Source organism: Tardiphaga sp. 709, from assembly GCF_032401055.1.
Classification (GTDB): Bacteria; Pseudomonadota; Alphaproteobacteria; order Rhizobiales; family Xanthobacteraceae; genus Tardiphaga.
Map to the genome: position 1 here is coordinate 3,309,357 of NZ_CP135529.1, position 26,541 is coordinate 3,335,897.

The 26,541-nt window shown below is 61.6% G+C and carries 27 protein-coding genes; 8 read left to right on the plus strand and 19 right to left on the minus strand.

Features of this window, described 5'->3' with window-relative positions:
* Positions 1-18 precede the first annotated feature (18 nt).
* Positions 19-1,272, minus strand: coding sequence for an MFS transporter (locus tag RSO67_RS16180; protein ID WP_315839706.1), 1,254 nt, complete (start codon positions 1,270-1,272; stop codon positions 19-21).
* A 213-nt stretch (positions 1,273-1,485) separates the two neighbouring features.
* Here RSO67_RS16180 and RSO67_RS16185 point away from each other — a divergent pair, with 213 nt between their 5' ends.
* Entirely contained in the window at positions 1,486-2,040 is a 555-nt protein-coding gene (locus tag RSO67_RS16185) for an ActR/PrrA/RegA family redox response regulator transcription factor (protein WP_089263491.1), read from the plus strand.
* A gap of 14 nt (positions 2,041-2,054) precedes the next feature.
* Here the strand turns inward: RSO67_RS16185 and RSO67_RS16190 are convergent, their stop codons facing one another.
* The gene (locus tag RSO67_RS16190; protein WP_315839707.1) at positions 2,055-2,549 is read right to left on the minus strand and encodes an MmcB family DNA repair protein; all 495 of its coding nucleotides are present in this window, start codon (positions 2,547-2,549) and stop codon (positions 2,055-2,057) included.
* Between the two features lie 147 nt (positions 2,550-2,696).
* On the opposite strand from RSO67_RS16190, the gene RSO67_RS16195 reads away from it, so the two are divergent.
* From RSO67_RS16195 to RSO67_RS16205, 3 genes are all read left to right on the plus strand, one after another.
* Entirely contained in the window at positions 2,697-3,821 is a 1,125-nt protein-coding gene (locus RSO67_RS16195) for a vWA domain-containing protein (protein ID WP_315839708.1), read from the plus strand.
* 236 nt (positions 3,822-4,057) lie between these two features.
* Positions 4,058-4,726 (plus strand): MBL fold metallo-hydrolase, encoded by a 669-nt coding sequence (locus RSO67_RS16200; protein ID WP_315839709.1) that lies wholly within the window; start codon positions 4,058-4,060, stop codon positions 4,724-4,726.
* 7 nt (positions 4,727-4,733) lie between these two features.
* Entirely contained in the window at positions 4,734-5,060 is a 327-nt protein-coding gene (locus RSO67_RS16205) for a hypothetical protein (RefSeq protein ID WP_089263487.1), read from the plus strand.
* On the opposite strand, the gene RSO67_RS16210 is transcribed toward RSO67_RS16205, so the two are convergent.
* From RSO67_RS16210 to RSO67_RS16250, 9 genes are all read right to left on the minus strand, one after another.
* Positions 5,057-5,317, minus strand: a complete 261-nt coding sequence (locus tag RSO67_RS16210) for a hypothetical protein (protein WP_315839710.1) — start codon at positions 5,315-5,317, stop codon at positions 5,057-5,059. The genes RSO67_RS16205 and RSO67_RS16210 overlap by 4 nt on opposite strands.
* A gap of 65 nt (positions 5,318-5,382) precedes the next feature.
* Positions 5,383-6,354 (minus strand): acyl-CoA desaturase, encoded by a 972-nt coding sequence (locus RSO67_RS16215; protein WP_315839711.1) that lies wholly within the window; start codon positions 6,352-6,354, stop codon positions 5,383-5,385.
* A 166-nt stretch (positions 6,355-6,520) separates the two neighbouring features.
* Positions 6,521-6,940 carry a DUF1236 domain-containing protein gene (locus RSO67_RS16220; RefSeq protein ID WP_089263705.1) on the minus strand — a complete coding sequence of 140 codons (420 nt, stop codon included), beginning with the start codon at positions 6,938-6,940 and terminating at the stop codon, positions 6,521-6,523.
* A 132-nt stretch (positions 6,941-7,072) separates the two neighbouring features.
* Complete coding sequence (locus RSO67_RS16225; RefSeq protein ID WP_315839712.1) at positions 7,073-9,562, minus strand: PAS domain-containing protein; 2,490 nt, start codon at positions 9,560-9,562, stop codon at positions 7,073-7,075.
* 100 nt (positions 9,563-9,662) lie between these two features.
* On the minus strand, positions 9,663-10,853 hold the full coding sequence (locus RSO67_RS16230; protein WP_315839713.1) for a PHB depolymerase family esterase: 1,191 nt from the start codon (positions 10,851-10,853) through the stop codon (positions 9,663-9,665).
* Positions 10,854-11,067: 214 nt separating this feature from the next.
* Entirely contained in the window at positions 11,068-11,316 is a 249-nt protein-coding gene (locus RSO67_RS16235; RefSeq protein WP_315839714.1) for a hypothetical protein, read from the minus strand.
* A gap of 101 nt (positions 11,317-11,417) precedes the next feature.
* On the minus strand, positions 11,418-12,815 hold the full coding sequence (chrA, locus tag RSO67_RS16240) for a chromate efflux transporter (RefSeq protein ID WP_315839715.1): 1,398 nt from the start codon (positions 12,813-12,815) through the stop codon (positions 11,418-11,420).
* Between the two features lies 1 nt (position 12,816).
* On the minus strand, positions 12,817-13,635 hold the full coding sequence (locus tag RSO67_RS16245) for a sulfurtransferase/chromate resistance protein (RefSeq protein WP_315839716.1): 819 nt from the start codon (positions 13,633-13,635) through the stop codon (positions 12,817-12,819).
* A 144-nt stretch (positions 13,636-13,779) separates the two neighbouring features.
* On the minus strand, positions 13,780-15,189 hold the full coding sequence (locus tag RSO67_RS16250; protein ID WP_315839717.1) for an MFS transporter: 1,410 nt from the start codon (positions 15,187-15,189) through the stop codon (positions 13,780-13,782).
* Between the two features lie 269 nt (positions 15,190-15,458).
* Between RSO67_RS16250 and sthA the strand changes: the two genes are divergently transcribed.
* Positions 15,459-16,853: a Si-specific NAD(P)(+) transhydrogenase gene (gene sthA / locus RSO67_RS16255; protein ID WP_315844270.1), complete on the plus strand. Its 1,395-nt coding sequence runs from the start codon at positions 15,459-15,461 to the stop codon at positions 16,851-16,853.
* 61 nt (positions 16,854-16,914) lie between these two features.
* On the opposite strand, the gene RSO67_RS16260 is transcribed toward sthA, so the two are convergent.
* The 5 genes from RSO67_RS16260 to htpX all read right to left on the minus strand — a co-directional run bounded on the left by RSO67_RS16260 (position 16,915) and on the right by htpX (position 20,497).
* Positions 16,915-17,142 carry a cupin domain-containing protein gene (locus RSO67_RS16260; protein ID WP_315839718.1) on the minus strand — a complete coding sequence of 76 codons (228 nt, stop codon included), beginning with the start codon at positions 17,140-17,142 and terminating at the stop codon, positions 16,915-16,917.
* 9 nt (positions 17,143-17,151) lie between these two features.
* Positions 17,152-17,664 carry a hypothetical protein gene (locus RSO67_RS16265; RefSeq protein WP_315839719.1) on the minus strand — a complete coding sequence of 171 codons (513 nt, stop codon included), beginning with the start codon at positions 17,662-17,664 and terminating at the stop codon, positions 17,152-17,154.
* A gap of 53 nt (positions 17,665-17,717) precedes the next feature.
* Positions 17,718-18,140 (minus strand): hypothetical protein, encoded by a 423-nt coding sequence (locus RSO67_RS16270; RefSeq protein WP_089263479.1) that lies wholly within the window; start codon positions 18,138-18,140, stop codon positions 17,718-17,720.
* Between the two features lie 186 nt (positions 18,141-18,326).
* Positions 18,327-19,406 (minus strand): DUF4892 domain-containing protein, encoded by a 1,080-nt coding sequence (locus tag RSO67_RS16275; RefSeq protein ID WP_315839720.1) that lies wholly within the window; start codon positions 19,404-19,406, stop codon positions 18,327-18,329.
* Between the two features lie 158 nt (positions 19,407-19,564).
* Positions 19,565-20,497, minus strand: coding sequence for a zinc metalloprotease HtpX (gene htpX / locus RSO67_RS16280; protein WP_315839721.1), 933 nt, complete (start codon positions 20,495-20,497; stop codon positions 19,565-19,567).
* Positions 20,498-20,679: 182 nt separating this feature from the next.
* Between htpX and RSO67_RS16285 the strand changes: the two genes are divergently transcribed.
* The gene (locus tag RSO67_RS16285; RefSeq protein ID WP_315839722.1) at positions 20,680-21,906 is read left to right on the plus strand and encodes an LLM class flavin-dependent oxidoreductase; all 1,227 of its coding nucleotides are present in this window, start codon (positions 20,680-20,682) and stop codon (positions 21,904-21,906) included.
* Between the two features lie 125 nt (positions 21,907-22,031).
* Here RSO67_RS16285 and RSO67_RS16290 read toward each other — a convergent pair whose 3' ends face one another.
* On the minus strand, positions 22,032-22,835 hold the full coding sequence (locus RSO67_RS16290; RefSeq protein ID WP_315844271.1) for a DUF4886 domain-containing protein: 804 nt from the start codon (positions 22,833-22,835) through the stop codon (positions 22,032-22,034).
* Between the two features lie 111 nt (positions 22,836-22,946).
* Here RSO67_RS16290 and RSO67_RS16295 point away from each other — a divergent pair, with 111 nt between their 5' ends.
* Positions 22,947-23,243 (plus strand): hypothetical protein, encoded by a 297-nt coding sequence (locus RSO67_RS16295; RefSeq protein WP_315839723.1) that lies wholly within the window; start codon positions 22,947-22,949, stop codon positions 23,241-23,243.
* On the opposite strand, the gene RSO67_RS16300 is transcribed toward RSO67_RS16295, so the two are convergent.
* Both RSO67_RS16300 and RSO67_RS16305 read right to left on the minus strand, forming a co-directional pair.
* Positions 23,224-23,736: a cupin domain-containing protein gene (locus RSO67_RS16300; protein ID WP_315839724.1), complete on the minus strand. Its 513-nt coding sequence runs from the start codon at positions 23,734-23,736 to the stop codon at positions 23,224-23,226. The two genes, RSO67_RS16295 and RSO67_RS16300, sit on opposite strands and share 20 nt — an antisense overlap.
* Positions 23,737-23,754: 18 nt before the next feature.
* Positions 23,755-24,597, minus strand: coding sequence for a glucose 1-dehydrogenase (locus RSO67_RS16305; protein WP_315839725.1), 843 nt, complete (start codon positions 24,595-24,597; stop codon positions 23,755-23,757).
* A gap of 245 nt (positions 24,598-24,842) precedes the next feature.
* Here RSO67_RS16305 and RSO67_RS16310 point away from each other — a divergent pair, with 245 nt between their 5' ends.
* Entirely contained in the window at positions 24,843-26,531 is a 1,689-nt protein-coding gene (locus RSO67_RS16310) for a methyl-accepting chemotaxis protein (protein WP_315839726.1), read from the plus strand.
* Positions 26,532-26,541: the final 10 nt, after the last annotated feature.

The window sequence follows — 26,541 nt, forward strand, 5'->3', positions numbered from 1 at the left end:
CGCCTCCTCACCATGAGGTCAGAGCTCCACCTTCCGCCCCCGCACCATGATCAACACTGCCGCGGCCACCTGCAACGCCATGCAGACATAAAACGGCACGGCGTAACTGCCCGAAAGATCGCGCAGCCAGCCGACGATGCCCGGACCGAAAGCGTAGGTGACCTGCGTCGCCGCCGTGATCAGGCTGACCAGCACCCCGAACGAGCGCGCAGCAAATTCGCGCTGCACGATCAGCGCCGGCAGCGTGATCAGATTACCGACCGAGAATCCGAACAGCGCGCAAGCAAAGAATAGCAGCGCTTCGTTGCGCGAGTTGATGACAATGGCGAGCGCGACGCCCTGACTGAGAAACGACAGCGCCGATGCAAGTCGCTGATTGAGCCGGTCGATCACTGTCGAGAACAAGACTCGGCCAACCACCGCCATCAGCGTCAGCAGCGAGACCGCGGCCGCCGCTCGCTCGCGGCCGATCACCGGATCGAGAAACGAGATCAGGTGAACGATGAAGCCGACCTGTGCGAACAATCCGAACGCGAAGGCAATCGTGAGCGTCAGGAACGCCACGTCACGCATCGCCTCCGCGCGAATCCGTGTCGACGATGGCGCGTTGGCTGTAGCAGCAACACCGTCCGGTGTGGCGAGTGCTGCGCGATGCGGCGGATGACCGACGAAGATGATGATCACCGGGACGAGCAGCACAAGCATAGCGATCGCTGCTGCGATAGTCGCGCCGCCAAAGCCGAATGCATTGCTTGCCGTCACCAGTAAGGGCACGCCGACGATGCCGCCGAAGCTCGCGCCATTCAGCGCAAGGCTGATGGCCATGCCGCGCTTCTTGTCGAACCACAGACCGAGCGTGTTGGTGATGGCGCCGAGGCTGGTGCCGGCCCATCCAAATGCGAGCAGCACATTCACCGCATAGAGCTGCCAGGGCGACGTGATCTGTCCGAGCAGGATGGTGGCGAAAGCCATCACGCCGACACCGGCCAGCAAACAGTTGCGCGGCCCGAGCGCACGCATCGCTTCGCTCACGAATGCGACCAGCAATGCACCGACGAGATAGAAAAAGGTCGTGGCCGTTGCGATGGTCGAGGCCGGCCAGCCATGCACGCGCTGAAGTTCCGCGAGATATACGCTCTGGCCATAGAAGCCGAGCGCCCAGCCGAATGTCGCGAGCAGGAAACAAACACCAACGATACGCCAGCCGTCGTAGCGAGCTGATGTCTCGTCATTTACCTCGGGCTTCTTCGGCCCAGTCGGAGTCGCGTCCATTCCGGATCTGCTTTCATTACGTTTCGTCCATCATGCTGCTCTGCGACAACACGCCGCGCTGATGTATCACCGTGATTAGAATTAACCACCCGTTTTACGGGACAAAACGCTTTGGATTAACTTCACAATCAAGCCATTCAAATCTTCCCACCCTTGGCAGCTGCATTCGGCAGCGCCATATGGTATCGTATTGGATATGGAGGATTTTGAACCGTGAATGCGCTCGCCGAAGTGACTGAACAGACCGACCGCTCGCTCCTGATCGTGGAGGACGACAAGCCGTTTCTGGAGCGTCTTTCGCGTGCGATGGAAACGCGCGGCTTCACGGTCACATCCTGCGACTCCGTTTCCGAAGGTCTCGCCCAGATCAGCAAATCAGCACCCGCTTTTGCCGTGGTCGATCTTCGCCTCGGTGACGGCAACGGCCTCGATGTCGTGTCGGCGCTGAAGCAGCAGCGTCCGGATGCGCGCGCCATCGTGCTCACCGGCTACGGCAACATCGCCACCGCCGTGACCGCGGTGAAGATGGGCGCTGTCGATTATCTGTCGAAGCCGGCCGATGCCGATGACGTCGTTGCGGCGCTGCTTGCGATCGACAATGACAAGTCCGAATTGCCGAACAACCCGATGTCGGCTGACCGCGTACGCTGGGAACACATCCAGCGCATCTATGAGATGTGCAATCGCAACGTCTCGGAGACCGCACGTCGTCTGAACATGCATCGCCGTACGCTGCAGCGCATTCTCGCCAAGCGCGCGCCGCGCTAAGCCTTCTTTAAAAGCTAAATCTCGTTCGGCCAGGCTGCATGACCTTGAGGGTCGTGCAGCCTGTTCAGTCTGTGCGCCGCAGTCATCGCGAAGCGCAACAGCATGCCCTTGCGCGTCGGCGCCGGCAGACGATGCTCCGGTGCATCGCAATGAACATGCGCGCCATAGGCATCCGCCACGATCAGGCCTGTGTCGGCGGGAAAAATCTCGCACGGCAGATCCTGCGCGAAGGCGAAGAACAGCCGGTCGCAATGCGCGCGGTACTCGGGCCATTTTTGATCCGCCCGCAGATCCTCGATCGACGACTTGATCTCGACGATCCAGATATCGCCGCGCTCGTTCAGCGCGACCAGATCCGCACGCCGTCCGGATGGCAGCGGCAGTTCGCTGACGCACGAAAACCCGAGCGAACGCAGCAGCCTTGTGGTTCCGCGCGCAATCGCCAGCGCCGTCTCGGACTGGCGGCGATCGAAAATCAGCGCGGGGGTGTGAACGGCGTTCGATTCCATGGCGACAAACTTAGCCGATTTCGGCGGGGCCGCACATCACGTCTCCCGCCGGTCGGCCGCATGAATGTCGCAAGCCGGCCACAGGATTCCGCAAGCGACGACATGCGCCGAAAGCCATCGCTGCAGCCCGGATTACGGAGACATCCCATGAGCTTAGCCCATCTCGGTCGCGTCGTTCTGCTCGCGGCTGCCGCAAGTCTGCCGCAAGCGATTTTCGCCGGTTCCGCGCAGGCCAAGCCGACCGTCGAAGTCGCCTTCGTGCTCGACACCACCGGTTCCATGAGTGGGCTGATCGAGGGCGCCAAGCGCAAGATCTGGTCGATCGCGACCACCATCCTCGACAGTAATCCCGACGCCGACATCCGCATGGGCCTCGTCGCCTATCGCGACATCGGCGACGACTACGTGACCAAGACCTTCGACCTCACCACCGACATCCAGGATCTCTATGGCAACCTGCTACAGGTCCGGGCTCAGGGCGGCGGCGACTGGCCGGAAAGCGTCAACGAGGCGCTCGATGTCGCCGTCAACAAGCTGCAATGGACCAAGGGCAACGATGTCCGGCGTATCGTCTTCCTGGTCGGTGACGCACCGCCGCATATGGATTATCAGCAGGACACGAAATACACGATCACGCTCGAAGTCGCGAAGCAGAAGGACATCATCGTCAACGCTGTTCTCGCAGGCGCCGCCCGCGATACGGAGAAGGTCTGGCGCGACGTTGCCCAGCGCGGCGACGGCCGTTTCATCGCAATCCCGCAGGATGGCGGCCAGGTCGTGATCATCGAGACACCCTATGACGAAGAGATCATCATCCTGCAGAATGACATCAACAAGACGGTGATCCCTTACGGCCCCCGCGCACTACAGAAGCACACCGAGAACAAGACACGACAGCTCTCGGAAGTCGCAGCGGCGGCGCCCGCCTCGGCAACGGATATGGCGAGCTACATCAACAAGCGCGCGAAAGTCTCGTCGGAAGCCGTCACCGGCGGCGGCGACCTCGTCAGCGACGTGTCCGCCGGCAAGCAGAAGCTCGACAGCGTGAAGGAGGAAGAATTGCCTGAGGCCATTCGCAAATTGTCTCCGCAGCAGCGCGCCGATGAACTCGGCAAGCAGATGAAGGATCGCAAAGCGCTGAACGACAAGCTCACAGCGCTGGTGGCCAAGCGCGATGCATACCTCATGACCCAGCGCGACAAGGCGCCGGCCAAGGCGTCGTCCTTCGACCGCGAGGTCGAGGCGACGTTGAAGGTGCAATTGAAGAAGTGATCTTTTCCCCTCTCCCCCAGCGCAGCGAAGCTGCGCGCCGCGGGAGAGGGTGCCTGAGCGAAGCGAAGGCGGGAGAGGGCCTTGAGCGAGCGCCCCCTCTCCCGTCTCGAACCGCTCTGCGGTTCGATCCACCCTCTCCCACCCGTCGCGGCTGCGCCGCGCCCCGGGGGGAGAGGGCAAGAAAGAAACGCCCAGATCCCCCTTTTCTCGCCCGCAAAAATCAGCATTGTGGCGCGATGACAGATGAAACCGAACATAAAGCCCAGGCCGGCGGCACCATCATCCCGGTGACCCTGTTTCAGCAGAACTGCATGTTGCTGTGGGATGAGGCCACGCGGCAGGCCGTAGTGATCGATCCCGGCGGCGATGTGCCGCTGATCCTGGACGCCATTGCCAAGGCCAATGTGAAGGTCGAACAGATCTGGCTGACTCACGGCCATATCGACCATGTCGGCGGTGCCGACGAGCTGCGCGAAACGCTGAAAGTCGAGATCATCGGCCCGCATGTCGCCGATACGTTCCTGCTCGAACATGTCGAGGACAGCGGTGCGAAATACGGCATGACGGGCACCCGCAACTTCATGCCCGATCGCTGGCTCAATGAAGGTGACACCGTCAGTGTCGGCGGGCTAAGCTTCGACATCTTGCACTGCCCCGGTCATTCGCCCGGCAGCGTTGTGTATTACAGCAAGGCGATGAAATTCGCCCATGTCGGCGACGTGCTGTTCGCAGGCTCCATCGGGCGGACCGACTTCCCCGGCGGTAGCCATGAGACATTAATCAATTCGATTACGACCAAGCTGATCCCGCTCGGCGACGATGTCGGGTTCATCTGCGGTCATGGCCCCGGCTCCAGCATCGGCCAGGAGCGGATGACCAACCCGTTCCTCACCGGCCAGGCATAATCTCGCGATGAGCGATGACAGGGCCTCCGGGGAGCAAGGAGCGCTGTCCAAGCACATCCTGCCGAGCTCCGGAACGATGATCGGCGTCTGCGCGACGCTGATCGGACTGGTCAAGATCATGGAGCCGCAGATCGGCCCCAGCCGGGTCGATGAATATTCGGCCATCGCCTCGCTGTTCTTCCTCGCCAGCGCGGTCGCGTCTTATACGTCGATGCGGAAGTCGCAAAACCGCCAACTCAGCGAGCGCTGCGAGTCGATTGCCGATCAGTGCTTTCTGGGAGGCCTCGTCGCGATCACGGTGATCATCCTGTTTTTCGCTTACGAAGTCATCTAGCAGGATCGGACAGCTTGACCCGGATCGGCCCAATCCTCGATCTGCGACGCCGCAATGGTACGTTTGGGCTGATGCGGATTGAGCGTGCCAGCTGTTGCGGTCCAGCCTTTGGCCAGAATTTCCCGGGCGAACAGTTTTGCATCGATTTCGGATTTGAAGGTCCTGGTCGTACGTACCCCGCCCCCAGCGCGGGTGTCGGACTTCACTGATTTGTCGGGGCCAAACGCCACGTACCAGATATCGGGCTTCGTCATCATGGTGTAGTAACGCGAATTGTGACGAAAAGTTGCACCTGGTGTGGCATATGCGGCGCCAATTTTGCTTAGCGCTTGGTTACATGCCGCGGCTGGACGATATCCGATACCAGCCCGAGCTTTTCCAAAAGGCGGATCGTCAGATAGGTGGTGTCGAATTCCCACCAGCGATGGCCATGGCGTGCTGAGCGCTGATCGGCGTGATGGTTGTTATGCCAGCCCTCGCCATGGGCGAGGTAGCCAATGAACAGATTGTTGCGGCTGTCCTCATCGGTCGCGTAGTTGCGATAACCCCAGATGTGGGTGACCGAATTGACTGCCCAGGTCTGATGCCAGACGAAGACCGTTCGTACGAACACTGCCCAGATGACGATGCTTAGTGCGAACTGCACGGCCTCGGCCCATGACCCACCCCACAGCAATTTTCCGGCCAGGCCCGCAAAGAAGAAGACGTTGACCTGGATGAGCAGGATCTTCAGCTGCCAGAAATTACGTTCCAGCGCGACATAGAACGGATCGCGCAGGACGTCTTTCGCATACCGGTCATAAATACCGAGGCGGGACAGATCCGGGTTCTTCACCAGCAGCCAGCCGATATGGCCCCAGAAGAAGCCGGCAAGTGGGCTGTGGGGATCCGGCTGTTCATCAGACTTCTCGTGATGACGGCGATGGATGGCAACCCAGCGCGCCGGCGTATCCTCGGCACAGCAGATCGCCACGACAACGAAGGCGTGCTCCAGCCATTTCGGGCACCTGAAACCGCGATGCGTCAGCAGCCGGTGATAGCCGATATTGATGCCGATGAGGCCGAACAACCGCGCTGCGATGACCGCCACGATCACCGCTGTCCAGTTGAAGAACAGCGGCATCAGCGCGAGCAATGCGAGTGCGTGAAAGGTAACGATGGTGAGCGTGTTGAACCAGTCGATGCGGTAGGGCTGCACGCCGTCCGGCAAAGCGAGACCTGTCTCGGTACGATCGGCAAGGGGGATGTCCAGTGCGATGGCAGGGGCGATCTGATCGCGATTGCTGGTGGCCATCGTTCTCCGCATCCGGGCGATTGATCGCCGCGTGGTGCTCGTGTGATTCCCCGGCACTTCTCTACGCGAGAACATCGGCGCTGACTACAGATACGCCGTAGGCCATAGATGGAACAAAACAGGCCGCCTGAAGGCGGCCTGTTCGAAAAGTCATTTATTGATCGGCTTAATCGATCACTTCGACGATGCGATGGGTACGCGGCTCGACGAGAACCGTGCGACCATTGACCACGGTGTAGCGGTATTCACGGGCGGAATTGTATTCTGCCGGAACCTCGTAATAGGTTACTCCGCTCTCAGGCAACACGGCACCGACGCGAACTTCGTTGCTATAGGTGTAGGATGGGCGACGCTGTTCCACGACATAGCTGCGGAACCGCGGACGATCGTCGACGCCGAGCACGCCGGCTACGCCGCCGACAACACCACCAATGGTGCCGCCTACGATAGCGCCAACAGGACCAGCTGCGCGCTCGCCATCGCGCGCACCACGCTCGATGCCTCCGGGGACACCCTGAGCCTGAGCAACAGCGGGAAGAGCCATTGTGGCGACAATGGCGGCGGTTCCGAGAAGACGGCGGATCATGATGATCTCCAGTTTCGATTGATTGGTGTTGCGCCGATACAAGTGCGCGGTCGCACAATGGTTCCGGGAAATTGAACCGTTAGAACCTGCGCACAGCGGCTGAAATAGCTTGAGAGAAATGGAACCGAATAGTCAGTTCGTGATCATCGCACGGATGCGTTGCAAGAAATGATCGAGGTCGAACGGCTTGGTGATCATTTCCATCCCAGGCAGCAGGAAGCCCTTCGCCATAACGACGCTTTCAGAATAACCGGTGATGAACAGGATCTTCAAGTCCGGCCGCGCCTCGCGCGCCTGATCGGCAAGCTGACGGCCGTTCATGCCGGGCAGCCCAATATCGGTGACCAGCAGATCGATATTCGGCGTCTCGCGCAGGACCCGTAAGCCCGACGGACCATCAACTGCCTCGAGCACGCGATAGCCTTCGTCCTGCAACATATCGACGATGACAGAGCGCACCACCGGCTCATCCTCGACCACCAGCAGGGTTTCGCCTGCGGCTACGCGCTGATCGTCCTTCAGCGGGTCGGCATCCTGTGTAGCAGCGTCTCCCTCGTGACGCGGCAGATACAGTTTCACAGCCGTCCCGATACCGAGCCTGCTGTCGATGCTGACATGTCCGTTGGACTGACGCGCGAAGCCGTAGATCATCGACAGGCCGAGGCCCGTGCCCTGCCCGATCGGCTTTGTCGTGAAGAACGGATCGAAAGCGCGCGCCACGACCTCCGGGCTCATGCCGGTTCCGCTGTCGCTGACACTGATACAGATATAGTCGCCCGGCGTCAGAGCCGGCGCATTGGCATTGATGGCATCGACACGCACATTCTGTGTCGCGATCTTCAGGTGCCCACCATCAGGCATCGCGTCGCGCGCATTGATCGCCAGATTGAGCAACGCGCTTTCCAACTGGTTCGGATCGCACAGCGTGCACCACAGATCAGGCGCCGCCGCGATATCGAGATCCAGCGTCTCGCCAATGGTCCGGCGCAACAGATCCTCCAGCGAGACGATCAGCACATTGGCATCGACGCTTTTCGGAATTAGCGGTTGCCGCCGCGCGAAGGCCAGCAACCGGTGCGTCAGCGCCGCCGCACGATTTGCCGAGGTCATCGCAGCGTCGATATAGCGCGCGATATTGTCGGTGCGACCCTGACCGAGCCGTGTCTGCATCAGGTCGAGCGAGCCGACGATGCCTGTGAGCAGGTTGTTGAAGTCGTGCGCGATGCCGCCGGTGAGCTGACCGACAGCCTCCATCTTCTGCGACTGCCGCAGCGCCTCTTCAGTATTTCTAAGGCGCTCGGCGGCAGCCTTCTCGGCAGTGACATCGCGCGCCACACAATAGATCTGGTTCTGATCCGGCACCGCCGTCCAGGACAGCCAGCGATAGGAGCCATCCTTGTGGCGAAGGCGATTCTCGAAGCGGATCGTTGGCTCGCCGGCAACAAGCTTATCGACCTCGGTCATTGTCCTGGCCTGGTCCTCGGGATGCTCGAGCCAGCGCGAGGTCTTGTTGAGCAGCTCGGCCTCGCTCCAGCCGAGCGTGCGCGTCCAGGCCGGATTGACGGTGCGCCAGACGCCATCATAGTCGGAGACCATCAGGAGATCCTGCGACACGCTCCAGATCCGGTCGCGCTCACGCGTCTTGTCACGCACGCGCTGTTCCAGCGTCTCATTGAGGTCTGCAAGTTTTGCCGCGAGCTGACGCGCCTGATCCTCGCTCTTGCGCAGCGCCTTCTCGGCCAGCACCTGATCGGTGACGTCGGTATGCGCACCGACCAGCCGCAGCGGCTTTCCCGCGTCGTCGCGCTCGATATAGGACCGGACTGAAATCCAGCGAGTCTCGCCATCGCTCGGGCGAATGATGCGATACTGTACAGTGTAGTCGCGCACGCCGCTTTTCACCGCATCGCGAAATTTCTGCTCCGTCGCCTCGCGATCCTCGGGGTGGATGCGACGCACCCAATCTTCGTGCGACTCGTTGGCCGCTTCCGGCGGTAAACCATGAACAATCAGATATTCGGGCGATCGACGATTGCGGAAGCCGGTACGTAGATCGACTTCGAGACCGCCGATCTGGCCAATCTGCTGCACGCGCGCGAGCTCTGCTTCTCGCTCACGCAAGACAATGGTCGCTTCATGATCCCGGGTGACATCGCGGCAAACCACCAGCACGCCGCCGACGCCGTCATCCAGATCGAGCGGACTGTAGCTGTAGGTCCAATAGCTGTGTTCGAGCTTGCCATTGCGCGTCATGGGGATCAGCTGGTTTTCGTGCCAGGTGGCACCGCCGCCACTCATCACCTGCGCGATCTGCGGGCCGATGATGGGCCAGATCTCGTGCCAGAATTCACGGCCGCGCGCGCCCAGCCCTGCGTGATGCTGTTGTGCATCCATGGTCAGCCCATAGGCGTCATTATAGAACTGGATGAGGTCCGGTCCCCACCAGATGAACATCGGGTGGTTCGTATTCAGCACGATCCGGATCGCGGTGCGCAGACTCTGCGGCCAGGTGTCCGGTGCTCCGATCGGATGCGACGCCCAATCGTAAGCACGCATCAACGCTCCCATCTCGCCTCCACCGGCGAGAAAGTCGGGCGAATTCGGTCGATGGGCATCCAACATGCGCGGGCAATCGGTACGCAAGACCAGTCTGACGTATCTTGAGAACTTAGCGCCCTGTCAGACCCGGCGCAAATCGGCGCAAATCACGGCCTGTTACTTGTCAGGGTGACTTGATGAGGCCGGCAGCCGTGAGAGCCCGGGTAATGACACTGTTGATATCGATAGGCCGCCGTCCTGCGGGATCGCGGCGCGCGGCGCCTCGATCGCCTGACGTGCGCGGCTTTTGCTGCGTCACCAATGAGACAACAGCATCCGCCGGCGCCGCGGGTTCCACGGCTGCAGCTTCGACATTGCGGGGTGCAAGCTGCCGGGTAAGGCCGAAGAACTGCGCGATATGATAGGAGGATGAGATGCCGGCTTCGAGCAGGAAGGCACCGGCGGCACCATAGGGCTCGTCCTGCCCGGCAATCGCCAGCGGCGCGCCATGCGCCATGTCGGTGATCGTGTAGGATTCCACGACGGTTTCCCCGTCCTTGTTCCACCACACCTCACGCGGATAGCCGTCGACATCGACGGCGGACATCGGTGCGGGCGGCAGGCCGTGAAGGTCGAGCCACTGCTTGACGATTTCGCCGGCATTGGCGGGATTGACGGTGCGATCGGCACTGCCATGCCAAACGGATACTTTCGGCCACTCACCGGTATGCGGCGATGCCTTGCGCACGAGATTGCCGAGATCGTTCGCGGCGCGCGGCGCCGCGCGATACATACCGCTCAGCGCTTCCTGCATGGTGGTGGCGATACCGTAAGGCAGGCCTGCGATGATGGCACCAGCAGCAAAGACATCAGGATAGGTCGCGAGCATCACCGAGGTCATCGCGCCGCCGGCCGACAGACCCGTAACGAAGATACGCTTGCGATCCACATCGTGGTCCACGGCGATCTGCTCGATCATCTCTCGGATCGAGAGCGCTTCGCCGCTATCGCGCGCGATATCATCGGCGTTAAACCAGTTGAAGCAGGTGTTGCCGTTATTGGATGACTTCTGCTCGGGCATCAGCAGCGCGAAACCATAGCGCTCTGCGAGAGCAGACCAGCCGGTGCCGTTGTCATAGCCCGCAGCGTTCTGGGTGCATCCGTGCAGCACGACGACCAATGCCGGATTCGCTGCCAGCGTGGCGGGCACGTAACTGAACATACGGAGGTCGCCGGGATTGCTGCCGAAACCCGTTGATTCGCTGATCGGGCTCAAACCTGCCGACGCACGGCCACGCGCCAGCCCTTCCAACGTATTGATTCCGGGCGGTTTCGGGAGATTGCGGAGGAAATCGATATTATCGGCGAGGGACACGGCAGCTCCTAGGTCGTCAGGCTTATACAACAGTACCGACGGCATATGGTTGCTGCACTGCAAAATAAAACAAATACGGTTTCAATATACCTATCAACGAAACGAGAGGCGCCACAGACGCTTCAGAAATTACCTATATTGCAAAGGAAGCCCCGCAGGGCCGGCCATAAACATGGCCACGCCGTACGGGGCGAGTCGGGGAGAAAATGACGCTTTATTGCTTCATTTCGTTCTTCATCATCTTGTCTTTCTTCATGCTGTCTTTGTGCATGGAATCCTTCTTCGCACTGTCTTTCGACATTCCCTGGGTACCCGTGGTCCTGGCCTCGCCGTCCCTGGCCGTCGTACCCGTGCCCATCTTGGTCGAATCCTGACCGGAGGGCCCGGTCGCCTGGGCAAAGGCTGCGAACGGAGTGGCGCCGATGGCCGTGGCGCAGATCGCAAAAAGAATGGTTTTCCGCATGGTCAGCTCCTGTTGAGTGAACGGCCTTCAACGCCACGTCACTCGAAACGTTCCTGTTCCGTCGGCCGTCAATTACCTCTTCCGCACACGGTTTCGCGAGGTCATACCAGGCCGGCAATGTGCAAAAGCACACCCGCGCCTGCACAGGCCGACAGTATCTGCAGCAGACCAATCCTCAGATAGAAGACCCCAAGCAGAGCCGCGACCGACAGCGCGACAGCCCATCCATTGACGCTGTGCAAAACCGGCATGTCGAAGCTCAGTCCGAGCGTACGAACAGGTTTCACCTCGCGAAACATCGTGTGGATGGCGAACCATATCGCGAGGTTGAGGATGACGCCGACCACTGCGGCGGTAATCGCCGCCAGCGCGGCGCTCAGCGCGCGATTGCCACGAAGGGTCTCGACGAACGGCGCCCCGAGGAAAATCCAGAGAAAGCACGGCGCAAAGGTCACCCAGGTCGCGAGCAACCCACCAAGCGTGCCCGCCAGCAGCGGCGGCAACATCCCGGGTGCGCGGAAGGCGGCCATGAAGCCCACGAATTGCAGAACCATGATCAACGGACCAGGCGTGGTTTCGGCCATGCCAAGGCCATCGAGCATCTCGCCCGGCTTCAGCCATGCATAGTGATCGACGGCCTGCTGCGCGACATAGGCAAGAACCGCATAGGCACCGCCAAAGGTGACCATCGCCATCTTGGAGAAGAAAACGGCAATCTGGCTGAACACGTCATCGCTGCCGAACGCCACGAGCAGCACAGCGACGGGCGTGAGCCACAGCACAAGCCAGACGGCCGCAACGATGAGCGACTGCCGGACGCTCGGCCGGGCATGGAGAGGAAGTTGATCTCCGAGCAAGCTATCAGCGTCGCCGCCGCCTGATGACCCGTGGCCCGCACCCATCGTGAAGGCCGACAGACTGGCCCGACCGCCGAGGAAGCCAATTGCTGCCGCACCGAAAACGATCACCGGGAACGGCACATCGAGAAAGAAGATCGCGAGGAAAGCGATGGCTGCCAGCGCGCGCATCACGTCGTTCTTCAGTGCACGGCTACCGACCCGCGCCACCGCCTGCAGCACGATCGCGAGCACTGCGGCCTTCAGGCCGAAGAACAGCGCCGCGACGATGCCGACATTACCGAATGCAGCGTAGATCCAGCTCAGCACCATGATGCAGATCGCACCGGGAAGGATGAACAGCCCGCCGGCCATCAGCCCGCCAGCTGTCCGGTGCATCAGCCAGCCGATATAGGTCGCAAGCTGCTGCGCCTCCGGGCCCGGCAGCAGCATGCAGTAGTTCAGCGCATGCAGAAACCGGCTTTCCGACACCCAGCGCTTCTCGTCGACGAGGATGCGATGCATCACCGCGATCTGCCCGGCCGGACCGCCGAAGGAAAGCAACGCGATCCGCAGCCACACCGAGAACGCCTCCGAGAAGGAAACGCCGTGGGTCTGCGGCTCGGAAATGGCCGGTGGCGTGACCGAAGTTGCTTCCGTCATCTCAAGCTTTCGTCTTTGCTGTCGGCCAGTTGTGGGTTTCGGTGCTGGCATCGCGGCACCAGCGATAGAACGCATCATACAGATTCAGTCCAGCCTCGAGCTGCTCGAGATCGTCGGCATACATCCGCGACAGGCCGAGTGACGCCGCCAGCAGGCCCGGCGCTTCCGGGGCGAGATCGAGCCGCGCTGTATCCGCCGCGCGGACAATGGTAGCCAGCCGCAGCAACGGCGGCGTGGCGAGGCCGAATTCCTCGATCATCACATCGAAGGTACAGAGCTCGCCGCGATGGCTCCAGAACACGCCTTCGATATCGAAGGGCGCAGCATCAAATTTCTCGCCGACGGCCGACACTTCCGACGGCGCAACGAACATGAACAGCGCCGCCGGATCGATGAAACGCCGGATCAGCCAGGGACAGGCAATGCGGTCGATCTTTGGGCGTTCGCGCGTCACCCACAAAGTGCGGCCCTGCGGGTTTTGTGGCGGCAACTTGCCGGTGGGAACGCGCGGCAGGCCCGCACTCTCCCATGCGAGATATCCGCCTTCCAGAACCTCTGCCGGGATACCGGCCTCGCGCAGCAGCGCGGCAACGCCGTGACTGAGCTTGAGACCTTTCTGGCAGATCACCATGGCGGACCGACCGCGCAGTGCCGCGGCCCAGCCATTCACGTCGCCGAATGGCCGCCGGACCGAACCTGGCAGGAGAAACGGCGACCGGGCGAAATCCTCATCGGTGCGGACATCGACGAGCGCGGGACATTTCGGCGTCCCGATCAGGCGAACGAGTTTTTCAACGGAAATGCTGTTGATCGATGACATGGCGCGTCCTTGCAGGAATGCGGGACGCGATACTTGGGCATGTCGCCTCGTGGGGAGATCGCTTTGTCCCCATGCCCCAGTATCAAGCCATCGCGATTGACCTGTCAAGGCGCGTGCTGGGCGGTCAAACGCCGTGCTGGAATTCTACGCGTTGCCCGCGCGGCGCATCCAGAGCAGAAAGCCCGCACAGGCGGCGACCGACAACACGCACAATGCGAAGCTTGCGAGCAGCGCGATGACTGCAGATGCGGCGGATTGCACCGCGAAATAGACCGCGCCGATCGCAGCAACGCCGGCTGCGTTGGCGATTTGCGTCGTGGTGCCGTACATGCCCGAGCCGGCTCCCGCGCTCGACGTCCGCACGGTCGACAGTACGGCACTGGACAGCGGCGCCATGACCAGACCCTGGCCGTAACCGAATACGGCAAGCGGTACCGCTAGCAGCGACGCAGACGACGCGTTCACGGCCAGCACCGTTACAGCCAGCGCGGCGAGACCGATGACCTGCACCACGCAACCCTCGATCAGCACCAGCGTGCCACGATGGCGCGACCGCATGCCGCTGTGACGCGATGCGACGATGAAGGCCAGCGCCAGCGGTATGAAAATGAGACCGGCCCGCAGCGGCGGAATGTGCAGCGTGTTCTGCATGAACAACGTCATCACCAAGTAAAATGACAGATTGGCGAAGAAGAAAAAGAACACCGCGCACAGCCCGCGCATGAAAGCAGCATCCGCCAGCAACGCCAGATCGATCAGCGGCATGCCACCGCGCAACGCGACGCGGCGCTCGAGCCTGACGAAGCCGGCGATCACTGCCGCACCCGCAGCCATCGCCAGCCACACCGACGGCGCCCAGTGTAATTCGTGCCCGAACAGCAATGGGCCGATCAGACCGAGCAATCCGGCGAACAGCACCAGCGCCCCCGGTATATCCAGCCGCGTGCCTGGGCGGCGGGGAACGGACGGCATCAGCCGCCACGCAGCCGCGATGATGACGAGCCCCATCGGTACGTTGACGAAGAACACCGCACGCCAGCCGAGGCCTGCAAGGTCCATCGTCACCAGCAGGCCACCGAGCAGAAAGCCCGCAGCGCCGGCAAGGCCCAGCACGATGCCGTACACGGCAAAGGCGCGGGCGCGGGTTTCATCCACAAACAGCATATGGATGGTGGCCAGCACCTGCGGCACCATCAGCGCCGCAGTGGCGCCCTGGGCCAGCCGTGCCAGAATCAGCTCCGGTCCGGATTGGGCGAGCCCGCACCACAGCGACGTCAGGGTGAAGCCGAGCACGCCGGCGAGAAAGGTGTTCCTGGTACCGTAGATGTCACCGAGCCGCCCGCCGGTGATCACCAGCGTCGCATATCCGATCAGATAGACCGCAATCACGGCCTCGATCTGCGCCGCGCTGGCACGAAGCTCGACCGCGATGGTTGGGATAGCGACATTGACGATGAAGGCATCGACCCCAAACATGAACTGCGCCGCAACGACGATCGCTAGCACCCACCAGCGGCGCGCGGAGTCGACAGGATTGGCAACGATCTGGTGCATGGGAGCGCCTCGCTCAACGGTTCGGCCTGAAGCGGCCGTCCATCTTGATCCCAGCTTCCAGTCATCAGGTCGATTACCTCGGAGGTAGCTTTATTCAATTGAACTCTTCCGTCGGAATTGGCGCCGCAGGCCCGGCTTCGCAGGTCGATCTCCCCGTCCAAGTCACACCGAATTTGCATTCCTCGTGCAGGAAGATACCGCCTGTGGCCCGATTGCTGCATGGCGAAGCGATTGCATATACCGGCCCTTCCGGTTTCGAGGCCTCTTCGATGTATGACTACGATATGATCGTGATCGGCTCCGGCCCCTCTGGCCGGCGCGCAGCCGTCCAATTCGCCAAGCTCGGTAAATCGGTGCTGGTGGTGGAGAAGGGGCGGCGGGTCGGCGGCGTCTCCGTCCATACCGGCACCATTCCATCGAAGACCCTGCGCGAGACCGTGCTCAACCTGTCCGGCTGGCGCGAGCGCGGCTTCTACGGCCGTTCCTATCGGGTGAAACAGGACATCGACGCCCGCGACCTGATCATGCGGCTGCAGAAGACACTCGACCACGAAGTCGAGGTGCTGGAGCATCAGTTCAGCCGCAATGCCGTAAAGACGGCACTCGGCGAGGCGCGTTTCACCGGACCGCACCAGATCGAGATCGCCAACGAGAAGAACGAGATCAAGAATGTCACCGCCGGTCATATCCTGATCGCCTGCGGCACCCGCCCATTCCGGCCCGATTACGTGCCGTTCGACAACAAGACAGTATTCGACAGCGACGAGATCATCGACCTGCCGAAACTGCCGCGCAGCCTCGCAGTGATCGGCGCGGGCGTGATCGGTGTCGAATATGCCACCATCTTCAGCGCACTCGATGTCGCCGTGACGCTGATCGAGCCGCGGCCGACCTTTCTCGATTTCATCGACAAGGAGCTGATCGACGAATTCATGCATGAGCTGCGCGATCGCAATGTCGCGCTGCGGCTCGGCTCCAAGGTCAATGCGATCGAGCACGCACCAAGCGGGCACATCGTGACCAAACTCGCAGACGGCCGCAACGTCACCTCGGAAATGCTGCTGTTCGCCGCCGGTCGCGTCGGCGCCACCGACCGGCTCAATCTCGAAGCCGCCGGTATCGCGGTCGATCACCGCGGCCGCATCACTGTCGATCCCGTCACGCTACAGACCAGCGTGCCGCATATCTATGCCGCCGGCGATGTGATCGGCTTTCCCTCGCTGGCCTCCACGTCCATGGAGCAGGGCCGCGTCGCCGCCTGCCACGCCCTCGGCATGGATCCGCTGGCGCCGCCGGAGTTCTTCCCCTACGGCATCTATTCGGTGCCGGAGATTTCCACGACTGGGCTCACCGAAGAGGAAGTCCGCCAGAAGGGCATCCCCTATGAGGTAGGCGTCGCGCGGTTTCGCGAGACCTCGCGCGGCCACATCATGGGTCTGGATAGCGGCATGATGAAGATGATCTTCTCGACCAAGACCCGCCGCCTGCTCGGCGTGCATATCCTCGGCGAAGGCGCCACCGAGCTGATCCATATCGGCCAGGCCGTGCTCAATCTCAAAGGCACGATCGACTACTTCATCCAGAACACCTTCAACTATCCGACGCTGGCGGAGGCCTACAAGATCGCCGGGCTGGATGCGTGGAACAGGATGACAGCACGGTAGCGCAAGAGCGCCATGGCCACATCGATTCATAGCCTGACGTCACGCGTGGCATGCCCAGGTGCTAGCTGCGTTGCCCGCCGATCGAGATGAACGCCATGAGACACGGCTCCGACAACGGATTGCGCCAACGATGGCGCGTTCCGTTCTGCACGATGCAATCGCCTTGGCGTAAATGGACTTTCGCCCCGTCGTCCAATTCCAGCGTCATCTCGCCGCGAACCACGACGCCATAATCAATAGTGTCCGATGTGTGCATGCCTGGCGCGTCGCGCTCGAAATGGTCACCCATGCCGCGGACCTACTCCGACAACTCGCGCAGCCCGCTCTCCATCGTGACGCCGGGCGGCGGCTTCCAACCTTCGGGGCGCTTCGGTGGATAAGAAATCAGACGAAACATCGTCCCGCCCGGACCGGGAAACGCTTTCGTCCCTTTCAGCATCGGGTCCGGCTCCAGGCCGGTAAGTCCGGGCACTCCCTCGGTCATGTAGAGTTCGTAGAAGGTCAGACCAGGACTGGCATCGATCTCCACGACCTTGGACGTGACGTCGAAGGACTTGAACACCGACTTGCCGGCTTCATTGCGGCCGGTGAGTGCCCGTTTCGGAGGTGGCAGGTCGCTCGCATCTTTCGCATCCGAGCTTTGTGGCAGCGCGGCCAAAGCGCCGCCACCGACGATGACCGAAAGCGCCTGAAGCAGTTGGCGCCGATCGCTGCCTGCAAATCGTTCGGTACCCTGCGCGGCATCCAGAGACCCGGCATTCGAAGGCTTAGGCTTCTGACGTGACAACCATCGCCATGAGAACTTGCTCATCTGCATTCTCCATCGCGCTTTATCGTCAGCACATCGCTGTGCCGCGAGGCTGATCAGGCCGACATGACGTAGGGGATGCTGCCGATAATGGCGGCAAGCTGGAATGCGTTCGACAGCATGCCGCCCCAATGCATCCGTCGGAGCCGGCGCACGGCCTCGGCATCACCGGCGTCTCGTGCGCTCATCTGACTATCCATCCGCCGCAAGAACCAGCCCCGCGCCCAGATCGCAAAAGCCGCGATCAAGCCGATGCCGATAGTGAAAACCAGTCGACCAGCCAGTGCAAAGGCCGTTGTTGCGATGACACCGGCGATAGCGACCATCAGAAAATAAGAGCGGAACAGGCCCCGCAGTAACTGAGTCACTTCCGGAATATCCAGCCTCACCAGCAGAAAGGCCGGTGACGACAGCAGAAAGAAGCCCATCGAGAAAATCAGAAGGACCATAGAGGCCAAGGCGACGGCATCGGGCGTCATGCGATTACCCTTCTATCTGTCCGGGCAACAACCTTTCCATCAACTTCAGATACCAATATCCCCGTCTGCCTCTTCGACACTATTGGGCTTTGGTCGAATCCGGAGAGATATGCCTTCTCCAACAGAACTGCGCCTATCCGAAGAAGCTGACACGGGCGAGCCCACCCAGCCGAACATCCGTTGCTATCAGTTCAGCTTCACGACCTCCACACGCCGGTTCTTGGCGCGGCCGTCATCCGCGTCATTCGATGCTGCGGGTGCGAGCATGCCGACACCGGCTGCGCGCAGGCGCTTGCCATCGGCGCGGAAGCTCGTGGTGAGCGCCGCCACAACCGACTCCGCACGGCGGCGCGACAGATCGAGATTGTAGTCATAGGCGCCCTGATTGTCGGTGTGACCGACGATCAACACGGCAAGCTTCGGATCCGACGACAGCAGACCCGCAATCTCCTGCAGGGTCGGCGATGATTCCGGCTTCAGGTCAGCCTTGCCGGTGTCGAAGAATATTCCGTAGAGCGCAACGCGGCCGGTAGAGCCGATGGTCTTCGCCATCTCGTCGGCTTTCACGACCACCATCTTCTGCTCGCGCGGCTTCGGCTCGACGATATGCACGACAGCGACCGTACGCTCGTTGAAGGCCTTGCAGTAGAGGTCGTCCTTCACGAGGTAAGTCTGCACGGTGACATAGGCATCGTCGCCAGCTTGCGGGATCTTGGCAGCGAAGAAACGCTGATCGTCGAGATGAGACGCCATGGCGCATTTGCCATTGGAGAAATCACCGTCTTTTAACTGCGCCTCAGCGACGAAATACATCAGCAGGCTCATATCGCCGCCGCCGCCCGCGGCCGAGCGCGTTGGATCGCCGCCGCAGTCATCGGTCTTACAGCTATAGAGCACCTCGCCGCCGGCTGCCTTGACCACATCCTGATAGTTCCGCAGCACTTCGAGCGGCGAACGATTGGCCGGCAGCAGATAGGTGATGCGCGTGCGTGCGCCCTCGACCTCGAGAACCTTGCCGGGCTTGTAGACCTGATTGTTCATGCGATCGCGGTCGCTATCGCCCGTCTTTTCGAGCTTCGACAGCGGGATGGTGAAGTCAGTGAAGGCGAGGCGCTCGTAGCTGATGATGAAGGAGCCGTCGTAACGCTTCAGCAGCGCACTATCTCGGGCACCGGGGATATCCTTGTTGGGAATCGTCGCATCGGCCTTTGCCGCACATGCACCGAACAAAACAAACAAGCCAACTGTCAGAATGCGTCCGAGCATGAGTCATGCGTCCTCGTTTCAGGAGCGCACACGATGACGATTTAGGATATGGAAACAAGCGGACTAAAGCGCAGCGAATAGCCGCGCAGCCATGTCCGGTTTTCATTGAACCGAATGGTGCTGCGCGGCGACCAATCTCGTTAAGTCGAAGCCGCTTTCTAGCCCCACGGACCGCGCGGACGCGACTGACCGCCGTTCCACGTACCACTTGCTGCAGGCGCGCTGCGCGCTGGTGCCTGCGACTGTGAACCCATCTGACCCGCGAGCTGCTGCAGCGCCGCGATTCGGTTCTGCGTCGCCGGATGCGTGGTGAACAGATTGTCCATGGCACGACCCGACAACGGATTGATGATGAACATATGCGCGGTCGCCGGCGCGCGCTCAGCATCCTCGTTCGGAATCTGATGCGCGGCGTTGTCGATCTTAGCCAGCGCCGAAGCGAGCCACATGGGCTGGCCGCAGATCCGTGCGCCCATCTCGTCGGCGGCATATTCACGCGTCCGGCTGATCGCCATCTGCACCAACATGGCCGCAAGCGGCGCCAGGATCATCAGCGCGATCTGACCGATCATGCCCGGGCCATTACTGTTGCGGTTGCCGCCGAAGAACATGCCGAACTGGGCGATCATCGAGATCGCACCGGCGATGGTGGCGGTGATGGTCATCAGCAGCGTGTCGTGATGCTTGATATGCGCAAGCTCATGCGCCACCACGCCGGCGAGTTCTTCGCGCGTGAGCTGCTGCATCAGGCCGGTGGTCACGGCGACAGCGGCGTTCTCCGGATTCCGGCCGGTGGCGAATGCGTTCGGCTGCGGATTGTCCATGATGTAGATCTTGGGCATCGGCAGGCCGGCATTGTGGGCGAGCTCGCCGACCATGCGATACAAGTCCGGCGCGTTACGTGCATCAACCGGCTGGGCGCCGTGCATCGACAGCACCGCGCGGTCCGAATTCCAGTAGGCGAGCATATTCATGCCGGCGGCAACCACCAGCGCGATCATCGCACCCGACGCGCCGCCCATGAGATAGCCGACGCCCATGAACAGGGCGGTCATGCCGGCCAGCAGAATCGCGGTCTTGAAGTAGCTCATTTGTCCTCCTGCCCGCCTGCGGGAAACGCAGCGGTGCCGGCATTAAATGGTGATCCGCCCAATCGTTCCGCAAGACGGCATTGTGCGGCAGCGCGTCGCGGCCATGCAGCGGACTGCATTGAATGCCGCGACATACGGCCATAGGCTGCGCGTAACGAAAAACATTACAAAGAGGAAACACTATGGCTCGCGTGAAGTTCGGCGCCTTTCTCGCACCGCATCATCCGATCGGGGAGCACCCGATGCTACAGTTCCGCAGGGACCTCGATCTCGTCGAGCAGCTCGATGCGCTCGGCTACGACGAATTCTGGTGCGGCGAGCATCATTCGTCGGGCTGGGAGATGATCGCCTCGCCGGAGATGTTCCTCGCCGCGGCAGGCGAACGCACCAAGCGCATTCGCCTGGGGACCGGCGTAATTTCGCTGCCCTATCATCATCCCTACAATGTCGCGCAGCGCATGGTGCAGCTGGATCACATGACCGGCGGCCGCGCGATCTTCGGCTCCGGCCCGGGTGCCCTCGCCTCCGACGCGCATACGCTCGGCATCGACCCGATGACCCAGCGCGACCGCCAGGACGAAGCCATCGCCATCATCCGCCGTCTGTTCAACGGTGAGCGCGTCACCGCAAAGAGCGACTGGTTCACCATGAACGACGCTGCGCTGCAGATCCTGCCGCTGCAGGAGGAGATGCCGTTCGTGGTGGCGTCGCAGATCTCCCCGTCTGGCATGACACTGGCCGGCAAATACGGCATCGGCATCATCTCGCTGGGCTCGATGTCGACGCAGGGATTGATGGCACTGCCGACGCAATGGGGCTTTGCGGAAGACGCCGCCAAGAAACACGGCACCACGGTCGATCGCGCCAACTGGCGCGTGCTGCTGTCCTGGCATATCGCCGAGACCCGCGAACAGGCCGCGCGCGAGGCCGGCCCCGGCCTGATGCGCTGGCACAACGAATATAATGTCGGTACGCTGCAGCGGCCGGGCCTGGAGCCCTTCACCTCACCCGAGGACGCAGTGGAAAAGACGGCGGGCGGCGAGAATGCGGCCTCGACCATCGGCACGCCGGATGACCTCATCAAGACCATCAAGAACCTGATGCAGGTTTCAGGCGGTGTCGGCACCATCATCGGCTTCGTGCATGACTGGGCCAATCCGGAAAACGCGAGGCGCAGCTGGGACATGGTGGCGCGCTACGTGGTGCCGGAGATCAACGGCTACATCGCATCACTGCGCAAGTCGCAGCAATTCGTGATCGAGAACCGCGAGGTGTTCGAACGCGCTGGACAGGCCGTGATGGCCAAGATCATGGCGAACGAGAAAGCGGCGGCAGCGCTGCCGCTCACCGGGCCGGGACGCGTGGCGATTCCACTGGTCAATGCACCGAATCTGCAGAAGAAAGGGTAAGCCCGGCTCAGGCCTTTGCTCCGTCATTGCGAGGAGCGAAGCGACGCGGCAATCCAGCTCTTCACTTCGGCGAAGAAAGACTGGATTGCTTCGCTGCGCTCGCAATGACGGGGAGAGGCTGCCGCTCACTTCCCGTAATAGTCCTGCACCGTTTCCCACGCCGCCATCTGCAGTATCTTCGCAGTCGCTTCGTCGAGACCCGCGAGATACGGATTGCCCACCGGTGAGCGACCCGTCAGCGCGCTGAAGACCACGCAGGACGCAAGGTATGTGCCTGCCATGCTCGGATGACGCCTGTCGGGCTGGTAGAGATTGAGCTCGGGCTGCTTCGCGCGCATCCTGGCAAATGCCAGCCCTGCCGGAATCACCAAGGCGTTGTTGTCATTGCCGGCGACCGTATAGGCTTCGGCCAGTTGCTGCGTCATCTCCGGCTTGTCTTCATAGGCCCAGGACATGAAGAAGACCGGTTTCGCGCCATGGGCACGGACGATATCCGCATCCTTTTTCGCATATTCAGTAAAGACCGACTTCAGCTTGGGATGGATCGGGCACTGGCTGCAATCCATCATGATCGCAGCGTCGAACAGCCGCTCGCGCGTGTTGAAGATGATGTTGTTATTGTCGTCGAAGGAATAGGACGCGATGGCGTTGGGTCGGAAATAGCTCTCGACATCGTGCCATTCGAAGCCGGAACCGCCGATGGTCACCGAAGTCGCCTGATAGCTCGTCCTGTTGGCGGGATCGGCGGCACGCACCAGCGCCAGCACGTGGCTGTGCATGCTGTTGTTGAAATAGAAGAAGCTGTTTCCGATGAATATCTCGGTCTTCGGAAAATCGGGCCCCAGCGACGTGACCTTGGGTTTGGTCTGCGCTTGCACCGCAACGGGTGCACTGGCCGTGGCAGCAAGGGTCGCCACAGCGACAAGCATGGCTCGCAAAGTTCTGGACATGGAATGTCTCCCGGTTCTTATTATATGCGTATCGATAGCATGGGGCGGTGCGGATTGCGCCGGCCCTGATCGCGGGAGGCAGACAACGCCATGCCCCATGAGCTCGCACCCCGTGACCTCGATCCCCTGATCCTTGATCTTCTGGAATGGATCGCGCGTGAACCCAGATCCTATGCCGACGTGCTCGATGCATGGCGGACGTCGTGCCCACGACTGACGGTGTGGGAAGACTGCATCGATCGTGGATTTGCCACGCGCATGCACATCGCCGGACATGGCTCCGTCGTTCAGGTGACGGCCGCAGGTTTGTCCTTTCTGCAACGGCATGGACGCGTCATGCCAAAGACGCCAGCCTCGATCACCGCAACTAGTCCAGCGGCATCGTAAGCTGCGCGCCTTCATCGGCCACAAACACCGCGATCAGCTCGGCCGGCTCCGTATTGCTCGCATTGGCCGAAACGAGATGCGTCGAGCCCGGCGGCTCGAAGAATGACTGCCCCACCTTGAAGGTTTCGACCGGGCCGCCGCCGAGCTGCGAGCGGATCTCGCCCTTGGTGATATAGGCTGTCACCGTGCCCGAATGACGATGCGGCGCGCTGAAGCCGCCGGGTCCATAGGACACGCGCACAATGGTCACGCGCTTGCCCGGCACATTCGGCAGCGCATGCGACGTGATCAGCTCCACCGCATCGCCGGGATTGGCGCTGGAGCCATTACTACTGACGGCGCAGAGCGGCGCCAGAACCGTCGATAAGGCGTCCATTGTCGTCGGGAGTGCCTTGCCAAGGGCAATCGCACACATCAGTCCCGCGGCAACGGCAACAGACACACAGCGGGCTTCGGGCAGCCTCGGTGCGATCACATCGCATGTGATGGACATTCTTCGCTCCCCTGCCCGTCAGCCATTGTCCTGGCCGAACGCCTTGCGCATCGCGACATAACCCTGCTGCTGCTGGCTCCAATTGCGACCGCCGGTGACACCGCCATCGACCACCAGATCGTTGCCATTGACGAAAGACGACTCGTCGCTGGCGAGGAAGACGGCGGCATGAGCGATGTCGTCCGGCAGACCAGCGCGCGGGATCGGCTGCGCAGCCTTGAACGCCTCGCGCATCAGCGCCGGCGTCTGCTCGGCTGCTTCCACCGATAGTCCCAGCGCCTTGCCGAAGATTCCGGTCGCGATGGCGCCCGGCGAGATGCTGTTGACGCGCACGCCGCTCTCGCCGAGTTCCATCGCCACGCATTTGGTCAGATGGATAACCGCCGCCTTGGCGGCGCCATAGACCACCGAGGACGAATAGCCGGCGAGCCGGCCGGCAATACTGCCATTGTTGATGATACTGCCCGAGCCCTGCTTCTTCATATGCGGGGCGGCATGTTTCATGCCGAGCATGACGCTGCGTACGAGTGTCGCCATCGCTGCATCGAAACGATCGACGTCGAGGCCCTCGATACCACCGGTCGGCGCCGGACCACCGGCATTGTTGAACAGGCAATCGATGCGGCCGAATTTCTCGACCGCGTGACCGATCAGTGCACTCATCTGCGCTTCATCGGTAACGTCGGTCTGACGGAAACTGCAATTTGCGCCGAGCTTCAAAGCGAGCGCATTGCCTTCCGACGCACGACGCCCCGCAATCACGACTTTCGCACCCTGCGCGATGAAGATTTCCGCCGTACGGTATCCGATGCCGCTCGTTGCACCGGTGATGACTGCGACCTTGTTGTCGAGACGCCCCATATCGTTTCCCCGTTTGTTTTTATGGCCGGCATTTGACGCTCCGAATCCGCGCCCGCGCAAGGCGTATTTTGAGTCAGCTCGACACGCAGCCCGCTGAATTTGCAGGTGAAGCGGCGAACTTTCCAAGCCACAATCGTCGGAGACTCCTGAGAATTACGATTAAGGAAGTTCTAAGACGCATCTGCGTATCGTGCAGCATTGTACCGCCATCCAAGCATGGCTCGCGATTGCTGGAGATCTTTTCCGTGAAGCTGCTCAATAACCTGCCGATTTCCGCCAAGCTTGGGCTTCTCGTCACCGTCACTCTGATCGGTCTCTGCCTCGCCGGCGTGCAGGCGACACGCCTCGTCAGCGCCGAGATGCGCAGCTCTCGCATGGAGCAGGTTCTCGCCATCGTCGAAACGGCGCGCAACATGGCGCTCGGTCTGCAGAAGCAGGTGACAGCCGGCGAGTTGACGAAGGATGCCGCGATCCAGGAATTCGTCAAGCGCGCCCGCACGATGACTTATGACAAGGGCAACGGTTACGTCTTCTCCTATGACATGAACGGCATCGCGCTGGTGACGCCGGATCCGAAACAGTTCGGTACCAACCGGCTGGACGTCCCGACCAATGGCCGTGCGCTGACTCGCGAGTTGCGCGACGGCGTCGCCGCCAAGGGCGATGTCACGCTGTATTACGAATACATGAAGCCGGGTACGACCGAATTGATCCGCAAGTTCTCCTATGCGGTTGCCGTGCCCGACTGGAATCTGTTCGTCGGCACCGGCGCCTATCTCGACGATCTCGATGCGAAGCTGACGCCGATCATCTGGTCGCTGGCGACAGCGATCCTCGGTATCGCTGTTGTCGCCGGCCTGATCGCGTGGTTCATCGCCCGCAGCATCACGAGGCCGCTGAGCCAGCTCGGCACCCGCATGCGGGATCTCGCTGACGGTAAGCTGGAAGCCGAGATCCCCGGCGCCGGCCGTCACGACGAGATCGGTGCGATGGCTACGACGGTGCAGGTGTTCAAGGATAATGCGATCCGCATGCATGGCCTCGAGCAGGAAGAGGTCGCCGTCCAGCAGCGCGTCGCCGCCGAACGCAAGTCAGCGATGAACAGCCTTGCCGATGGCTTCGAGCAAAGCGTCAACGGCGTCGTGAAATCGGTTGCCACGTCCGCGGCTGGAATGCAGGCTACCGCATCGTCCATGACCAACACCGCAAGCGAAACCACCGATCGCGTTGCCAGCGTCAGCATGGCGTCCGAGAAGGCGCTGAACAACGTGCAGACCGTTGCCGCCGCAGCGGAAGAACTGACCGCCTCCGTCGAGGAAATCTCGCGGCAGGTTGCGCAATCGACCGAGATCGCGCGGCAGGCCGTCGGCGAAGCAGACCGAACCAACGCAACGGTTCAGCTCCTGTCCGGCGCAGCCGAGAAGATCGGCGTTGTGGTGCAGTTGATCGACACGATTGCAGCGCAGACCAACCTCCTGGCGCTCAATGCCACCATTGAGGCCGCCCGTGCGGGCGAAGCGGGACGCGGTTTCGCGGTCGTCGCCTCGGAGGTAAAGGCCCTGGCAACCCAGACAGCCAAGGCGACGGAGGAAATCTCGGCGCAGGTTGCCAGCATGCAGTCGACAACCGGCGATGCCGTCTCGGCGATCGGCAATATCAGTGCGACCATCGAGAAGATGAGCGAGATTTCGATGGCGATCTCATCGGCCGTCGAGGAACAAGGCGCCGCGACCCGCGAAATCGCCCGCAACATTCAGGCGGCAGCCACCGGCTCCAGCGAAATCGCTTCCAATATCGGCAGCGTCAACGCGGCAGCCACCGCCACGGGACAGGCGGCCGGCCAGGTGCTCAACGGTGCGCGCGAGCTCGACGGACAGGCCAGCATGCTGCAATCGGCGGTGACGGACTTCCTGACCAAGGTTCGCGTGGCCTAAATCAGGCGAC

Bases quoted from the DNA above. Each gene is read 5' to 3' on its own strand.
- RSO67_RS16220 (WP_089263705.1), bottom strand. From the start codon at position 6,940: ATGATCCGCCGTCTTCTCGGAACCGCCGCCATTGTCGCCACAATGGCT.
- RSO67_RS16205 (WP_089263487.1), top strand. From the start codon at position 4,734: ATGAGCGATGACAGGGCCTCCGGGGAGCAAGGAGCGCTGTCCAAGCAC.
- RSO67_RS16270 (WP_089263479.1), bottom strand. From the start codon at position 18,140: ATGACGCCCGATGCCGTCGCCTTGGCCTCTATGGTCCTTCTGATTTTC.
- RSO67_RS16190 (WP_315839707.1), bottom strand. From the start codon at position 2,549: ATGGAATCGAACGCCGTTCACACCCCCGCGCTGATTTTCGATCGCCGC.
- htpX (WP_315839721.1), bottom strand. From the start codon at position 20,497: ATGAGCTACTTCAAGACCGCGATTCTGCTGGCCGGCATGACCGCCCTG.
- RSO67_RS16305 (WP_315839725.1), bottom strand. From the start codon at position 24,597: ATGGGGCGTCTCGACAACAAGGTCGCAGTCATCACCGGTGCAACGAGC.
- RSO67_RS16195 (WP_315839708.1), top strand. From the start codon at position 2,697: ATGAGCTTAGCCCATCTCGGTCGCGTCGTTCTGCTCGCGGCTGCCGCA.
- RSO67_RS16210 (WP_315839710.1), bottom strand. From the start codon at position 5,317: ATGATGACGAAGCCCGATATCTGGTACGTGGCGTTTGGCCCCGACAAA.
- RSO67_RS16285 (WP_315839722.1), top strand. From the start codon at position 20,680: ATGGCTCGCGTGAAGTTCGGCGCCTTTCTCGCACCGCATCATCCGATC.
- RSO67_RS16300 (WP_315839724.1), bottom strand. From the start codon at position 23,736: ATGTCCATCACATGCGATGTGATCGCACCGAGGCTGCCCGAAGCCCGC.
- RSO67_RS16290 (WP_315844271.1), bottom strand. From the start codon at position 22,835: ATGCTTGTCGCTGTGGCGACCCTTGCTGCCACGGCCAGTGCACCCGTT.
- sthA (WP_315844270.1), top strand. From the start codon at position 15,459: ATGTATGACTACGATATGATCGTGATCGGCTCCGGCCCCTCTGGCCGG.
- RSO67_RS16295 (WP_315839723.1), top strand. From the start codon at position 22,947: ATGCCCCATGAGCTCGCACCCCGTGACCTCGATCCCCTGATCCTTGAT.
- RSO67_RS16260 (WP_315839718.1), bottom strand. From the start codon at position 17,142: ATGGGTGACCATTTCGAGCGCGACGCGCCAGGCATGCACACATCGGAC.
- RSO67_RS16245 (WP_315839716.1), bottom strand. From the start codon at position 13,635: ATGTCATCGATCAACAGCATTTCCGTTGAAAAACTCGTTCGCCTGATC.
- RSO67_RS16180 (WP_315839706.1), bottom strand. From the start codon at position 1,272: ATGGACGCGACTCCGACTGGGCCGAAGAAGCCCGAGGTAAATGACGAG.
- RSO67_RS16215 (WP_315839711.1), bottom strand. From the start codon at position 6,354: ATGGCCACCAGCAATCGCGATCAGATCGCCCCTGCCATCGCACTGGAC.
- RSO67_RS16235 (WP_315839714.1), bottom strand. From the start codon at position 11,316: ATGCGGAAAACCATTCTTTTTGCGATCTGCGCCACGGCCATCGGCGCC.
- RSO67_RS16265 (WP_315839719.1), bottom strand. From the start codon at position 17,664: ATGAGCAAGTTCTCATGGCGATGGTTGTCACGTCAGAAGCCTAAGCCT.
- chrA (WP_315839715.1), bottom strand. From the start codon at position 12,815: ATGACGGAAGCAACTTCGGTCACGCCACCGGCCATTTCCGAGCCGCAG.
- RSO67_RS16250 (WP_315839717.1), bottom strand. From the start codon at position 15,189: ATGCACCAGATCGTTGCCAATCCTGTCGACTCCGCGCGCCGCTGGTGG.
- RSO67_RS16200 (WP_315839709.1), top strand. From the start codon at position 4,058: ATGACAGATGAAACCGAACATAAAGCCCAGGCCGGCGGCACCATCATC.
- RSO67_RS16225 (WP_315839712.1), bottom strand. From the start codon at position 9,562: ATGTTGGATGCCCATCGACCGAATTCGCCCGACTTTCTCGCCGGTGGA.
- RSO67_RS16275 (WP_315839720.1), bottom strand. From the start codon at position 19,406: ATGCTCGGACGCATTCTGACAGTTGGCTTGTTTGTTTTGTTCGGTGCA.